Raw genomic sequence first — 6528 nt, 5'->3', positions numbered from 1 at the left:
AGCCGTTATCCAATGGCTCGCGCAGTTCCAGCAATACCGACTGGTTCCAGTGATGACGGGCCTCGATGGCTTGCCCGAAGAACCAGTGCTGGATCGGCGTCAGCAGCACCTCGCCGCGCACCGGCCCCTGATCGAAGACCAACCCAGTACTGCGTACCGCAACCTTCGCCAGACTGTGCACGGTCTGATGCTGGAACAGGTCGCGCGGGGTGATGCGAATCCCGGCCTGGCGGGCGCGGCTGACCACCTGGATCGAGATGATCGAGTCGCCGCCCAGTTCGAAGAAGTTGTCGTCGATGCCGACGCGCTCGAGCTTGAGTACGTCTTGCCAGATCGCCGCCAACTCGGTTTGCAGTTCATCCATCGGCGCCGTGTAAGCCTGCTGCACCAACGCCGCGTCGGGCTTGGGCAATGCACCGCGATCGAGTTTACCGTTGCTGGTCAGCGGCCAGTGATCGAGTTTGATCAGGTGCGCCGGCACCATGTAGTCCGGCAAACCGGCCTGTAAATGTTCACGCAGGGACTGGCGCAGATCGCTGTCGGTGCCGCTGGCGGTGAACCACGCGACCAGTTGCGGGCTGCCATTGACCTCGGGTGCCAACACCAGCGCTTGCTCGATGGCCGGATGGCTTTGCAGACGATCCTGGATTTCCCCCAGCTCGATGCGAAAGCCACGGATCTTCACCTGATGATCGATACGCCCGGCGTACCCGATGCTGCCATCGGCGCAGTAACGCGCCAGATCGCCGGTGCGATACAGGCGCGCGCCCGGCGCTGCGGCGAACAGGTCCGGCACAAAGCGCGTGGCGGTCAGATCGGCGCGCTGGTGATAACCCCGGGCCAGGCCGGCGCCGCCAACGTAAAGCTCACCGACGCAGCCCTTGGCCACCGGGTTCAGGCACGGGTCGAGCACATACCAGCGCAGATCGCCGATCGGCGCCCCCAGCGGCGAGCTGTTGGCGCCATCGAGGTCGGCGCGGGACAGCGGTCGGTAGGTCACGTGCACCGTGGTTTCGGTGATGCCGTACATGTTGATCAGCAATGGCTGCCGGTCGTCGAAGGCGTCGTACCACGGGCGCAGGCTGGCCACGTCCAGCGCCTCGCCCCCAAACACCACATACCGCAGGGCCATGCCTGGCGCGTTGGCGCAGGCGAACGGCATCAACTGGCGGAAGGCCGAGGGGGTCTGGTTGAGTACCGTGACACCCTCTTCGCTGAGCAAACGCGCGAAGTCTTCCGGGGAGCGGCTGACCGCGTGTGGCACCACCACCAGTTTGCCGCCGTACAACAATGCGCCAAAGATTTCCCATACGGAAAAGTCGAAAGCATAGGAGTGGAACAGGCTCCAGACGTCGTCCGCGTTGAAACCGAACCAGTGCTCGGTAGCGCTGAACAGACGCGTCAGGTTGCTGTGGGGCAGTAGCGTGCCCTTGGGTTTGCCGGTGGAGCCGGAGGTGTAGATGACGTAAGCCAGGTTCGCTGAAGTGGTGAGGTTCGGCAGGTTGGCGGCGCTGGCTTCGAACAGCCAGTCGCTGGCGTGATCCAGGCAGATCACTTCAATGCCCTGGTTCAACGGCAGGCGCGGCAGCAGTGCCGAATCAGTCAGCAACAGGCGCGTGCCGCTGTCGGCGAGCATCCAGGCCAGACGATCCGGCGGGTATTGCGGGTCCAGCGGCACATAGGCGCCACCGGCCTTGAGGATCGCCACCAGGCTGACGATCATCTCCAGCGAACGCTCCAGGGCGATGCCAACCAACACATCCGGGCCGACGCCGCGCTCGCGCAGACGATGGGCGATGCGGTTGGCGCGGCTGTTCAGTTCGGCGTAAGTGAGGGTGATGCCGTCGCAGGTCACGGCAATGTTGTGCGGGTGCGCGGCGGCCCGGGCTTCGATCAGTTGATGGGCACACAGCAGGTTCGCCTGATCGCCGCTCAACACCGAACTGCGATTCCAGTCGAGCAAGGTGGCCTGCTGCTCGGCGGCGTCGAGCATGGACAGCTCCGCCAGGGCAACCGTGCTGTCAGTGCAGATCGCCTGCAACAGGTTCAGCCAGTGTCGGCCGAGGCGCTCGATGGTCGCGGCGTCGAACAGTTCGGAGGCATACACGAACGAGGCATGGATGCCCTCGTCGCCCTCGACGGTATCGAGCATCAGGTCGAACTTGGTGCTTTTCTCATCCCAGATCAGCGGTTCGACGCTCAGCCCTGGCAAGTTCCAGCGTTGCGCACCGCCACTGTCGCGCTGGTGGTTGAACATCACCTGGAACAGCGGCGTGTGGCTCAGGCTGCGTTCAATGCCCAGGCCATCGACCAGTTGCTCGAACGGCAGGTCCTGATGGGCCTGTGCCCCGAGTGCCGCGGCCTTGATGTCGGCCAGCAATTGTACGAATGGCTGGTCGGCCCGGGGCTGGCTGCGCAGCACCTGGGTGTTGACGAAAAAGCCCAGCAGGTTTTCCACGTCCTGGCGGGTGCGGTTGGCAATCGGCACACCGACGCGAATGTCCTGTTCGCCGCTGTAGCGATGCAACAACGTCTGCAACGCGGCCATCAGCACCATGAACAGAGTGCAGCCTTCGCGGTGGGCAAGCTCACGCAATTGAGCGGTCAGTGCGGCGGTGATTTTCAGCTCGACGCTGGCTCCCTGCTGGCTCGGGATCGCCGGGCGGCGACGGTCGGTCGGCAGGTTCAGTGGCGGGTGTTCGTTACCCAGTTGCCCGCGCCAATAGTCAAGCTGGCGCTCAGCCTCGCCCGCCTCCAGCCACAGGCGCTGCCAGCGTGCGAAGTCAGCGTATTGAATGTCCAGCTCCGGAAGCTGCGCATCCTGCCCGGCACTCAATTGCCCGTAGAGTTGGGTGAATTCCTGCAACAGGATCGGCAGCGAGCCGCCATCGGTGACGATGTGGTGCAAGGTCAGCACCAGTACATGTTGCTGCGCATCGAGGCGAATCAAGCGGCAACGCATCAACGGGCCGTGCTGCAGGTCGAACGGCTGCCCGGCGTTGAGGGCGATCTGGCGTTGCAGTTCGACCTCGCTGGCCGCCGTGGCCTCGACCAGCGGGGTGTCCATCTGCGGGTGAATCTTTTGCAGCACTTGCCGGTCTTCGAAGACAAAGGTGGTACGCAACACCTCATGACGTTGCACCAGTGTCACCAGGGTTTGCGCCAGTGCATCGCGGTCCAGCTCACCGCTCAGGCGGAAGGCTCCGGTCAGGTTGTAGGCGGTGGCCTGGGGTTGCATCTGCCAGAGGAACCACAAGCGCTGCTGCGCGTAGGACGCTGGCAGCGTGTCGACGGCGCGGTCCCGTGGCGGAATCGGCAGCAATTCAAGGGTCAGTCCCTGGGCGTGCATCTTTTGTTGCAGCGCACGCCGGGCGTCCGCGCTCAAGCCGAAGAATCGCTGGGCCAGGGTCATCATTCTGTCCGGTGCAGCACTCATTGCGCGTGTTCCTCATCCACTTCGTCGAACAACGCTTCGAGGGCGTCTACATCGTTTTCCTGGTGCTCACTTTGCTCACGGAACTGCTCGATCTGCGCCGCCAGGCCTTCCAGGGTGTCACCGTCGAAAAACAGCTTGAGCGGGATCGCCAGGTTCAGTTCTTCCTGTATCCGCGCACGAATGCGCGTGGCCAACAGCGAGTGCCCGCCGAGTTCGAAGAAGCTGTCGTGCACGCCGACGCGCTCGACGTGCAGCGCTTCGGCCCAGATCGCCGCGAGGCTTTTTTCCAGTTCGTTGCGCGGCGCGACGAAGGCACTGCGGCGCACATCGAGATCGAGCAAGGCCTGGCGATTGAGTTTGCCGTTGGGCATCAGCGGGAAACGCTCCAGCACCTGCAAGCGCGCCGGCTGCATGTGCTCGGGCAGCGCCTCGGCCAGGTGGCTGCGCAATTCGTTGAGACGGATCTCGGCGGTGTCGGCCGGGGACACCGCGAAGCCCAGCAGTTGCGGGCCGGTCGGGGTTTGCCGGGCAATCACGGCAGCATCCTCGATGCCTGGCGCGCTGCGCATGGCCGACTCGATTTCGCCCAGTTCGATGCGGAAGCCGCGGATTTTCACTTGATGGTCGACCCGCCCCAGATACTCCAGCACCCCATCTGCGCGATAGCGCGCCAGGTCACCGGTGCGGTACAGGCGTTGGCCAGCCGCCTTCGCGAACAGGTCGGGGACAAAGCGTTCGGCCGTCAGCGGGGCACGCTGCAGATAGCCCCGGGCAATGCCGGCACCGCCGACATACAGCTCGCCCTCGACGCCCACGGCCACTGGTTGCAGGTCCGGGCCGAGTACATGGATGCGCATGCCGGCAATCGGCTGGCCAATCGGGATGCTGTCGTCGTCCTGGCCGAGTGGCAACTCCCAGGCCGAACACCACACGGTGCCTTCGGTCGGGCCGTATTCGTTGACCAGCGCCACCCCTGGCAGTGCCTCGCGATGTCGCTGCAGCAGCGCGTTGCTGCAGGCTTCGCCGGCGACAATCACACAGGCCAGGGCGTGGCGGTCGAGGTGTTCGAGTATCTGCGCGTGATAGGAGGGCAAGGTCAGGTAGTGGGAAATCTCTTCCTGCTTGATCAGCGCCGCCAGTCTGGCCGGATCCTTGTAGCTGTCTTCATCCGGCAGGCACAGGGTCGCGCCCTGCCCCAGCGCCCAGAAAACCCCGGCCACCGAGCTGTCGAAGGAGAACGACGAGAGCATCAGGAACCCGCGCAACGGCTGGCGATAGAAGGCGTTACGCGCCAGGGTCGAGGCCACGGCGTTGGCATGACTGATCATCACGCCCTTGGGTTTGCCGGTGGAACCGGAGGTGTAGATGACGTAGGCCAGATTGGCACTGTCGCCTTGTGGCTCAGGCCCGGTTTGTGTGGCAGACCAGACCTCGCCCCCCGGCATCAGGGAAATGATCTGCCCGCGACCCAGTGCGTCCGGCAGCGGTTGGCAGGCCAGCACCTGGCGCGCAGAAGTGTCGGCCAGCATGAATGCCAGACGCTCGATCGGGTAGTTCGGGTCCAGCGGCAAATACGCAGCGCCGGCCTTGAGCGTGCCCAACATCGCAATGACGATTTCCAGCGAACGCTGGCCATAGACCGCCACGATCTGGTCCGGCGCCACACCTTGGGCGCGCAAGGCATTGGCCACTTGGTTGGAACGCGCATCCAGCTCGGCATAAGTCAGGCGCTGGCCGTTGACGCTCAGGGCGATGCGTTGCGGATGCAGCCGTGCCTGTTCGCTGAACAACTCGTGCAGGAAGCGGAACGGCAATGCCTGCTCCGTGGTGCTCGGATTAAAGCCATCGATCAATCGGGCTCGTTGAGCGGTACTCACCAGATCAGCCTGACCCAGGGTCAGTTCAGGTGACGCCAGTAGCTGGCGGCTGAACTCGACAAACTGCTCCAGCCATTCGGTCAGCATCGACTCGGGCAGCGCACCGTCAAGACACGACAGCTGCAACTGATCGCCCTGCACACGCAGGCGCAGGACTTCAGGGTTGCCGTCGTCCACCTCGATAGCGCTTTCAATGGCGGCCTGATAGACGAAGCCATACCGCAATGGCGCAGAGCCTTCGGCGCTCAGTTCGAACTCGTTGAGGCAATCGAGCCACGACAACGACTGTTCGACGCTGGCGGCAAAGGCTGCCATTGCTTGCGCCAGTGTCTGCTGGCTGCGGTGCTCGAACGCCACCGGCAAACGCCGGGCGAAACGGCCGAGAGTGGTGGCGGTTTGCTCGTTGCGACCGTCCACCTGCCAACCGATCAGGCCTTTTTCCTGTTGGCCGATGCGGGCGACAAATGCACTCCACAGCAGCAATGCCACTTGTTGCGCCTCGACTTTCAGGTCAGCCGCCAGCCGTTGCACCTCGGCGGACCAACTGGCGTCAGTACGTATAGCCAGACGGCGGGCCAGGGAAACCTCGACGGTTTTCTCGAACGGCAAGCGATGGGCCACGGCGAACTGTTGTTGCAGGTTGCGCCAGAACGCCGCGCCTTGATGGCCGATGTCTTCCTCGCGCAATTCTTCCTGCCAGGCGCTGTAGTCCAGGTATTGCAACGCTTCCTCGTCGTCGGCCAGGGTTTCGCCGCGCAACAGGCTGGCCAGTTCGGCCGACAGCACGCGCAATGAGGCCTCGTCGAAGCTGCTGGCCGAGGTCAGCAGGGTGACGAAATGCTGCCCGGCTTCACCTTCGACCTGCGCCACCAGCGCTCGATTTGAGTCTTCAAGCATTGCTTCACGGCTGCGGCTCAAGGCCTCGGCCACCGAAGGCTGGTTGTCCAGAAAAGTGAGCGGCAGCGCATCGCACAGGCTTTGCACCGGCCACTTCATGCCCGGCAAGCGGCGGTACACCGAGCGCAGGATTTCATGGCGCCGGCCCAGTGTTTCCAGTGCCGTGCGCAACGCCCGGGCCTCCACTGGCCTGGCGACCGGCAACGTCAGTGCGGCGAACAGCGGCCGTGCGCCCAGCTCCTGGGCACGCCAATAGAAGGCCTGCTGGGCCGAAGTCTGGAATACGTCTACCGAGGGTTCGAGGGCGGTGGTGTTCAT

2 protein-coding genes are annotated in these 6528 nt (G+C 64.0%); both read right to left on the bottom strand.

Features of this window, described 5'->3' with window-relative positions:
- Positions 1–3436 (bottom strand): non-ribosomal peptide synthetase (locus tag PMI31_RS02860; RefSeq protein ID WP_008016096.1); only part of this gene is annotated, 3436 nt, incomplete at its 3' end.
- Positions 3433–6528 carry a non-ribosomal peptide synthetase gene (locus tag PMI31_RS02855; RefSeq protein ID WP_008016095.1) on the bottom strand — a complete coding sequence of 1032 codons (3096 nt, stop codon included), beginning with the start codon at positions 6526–6528 and terminating at the stop codon, positions 3433–3435. The genes PMI31_RS02860 and PMI31_RS02855, both read right to left, overlap by 4 nt.

The organism is Pseudomonas sp. GM55 (assembly GCF_000282395.1).
Classification (GTDB): domain Bacteria; phylum Pseudomonadota; class Gammaproteobacteria; order Pseudomonadales; family Pseudomonadaceae; genus Aquipseudomonas; species Aquipseudomonas fluorescens_CC.
Note: the sequence above shows the minus strand (reverse complement) of the source record. Positions and strands in the feature narration are given on the sequence as shown.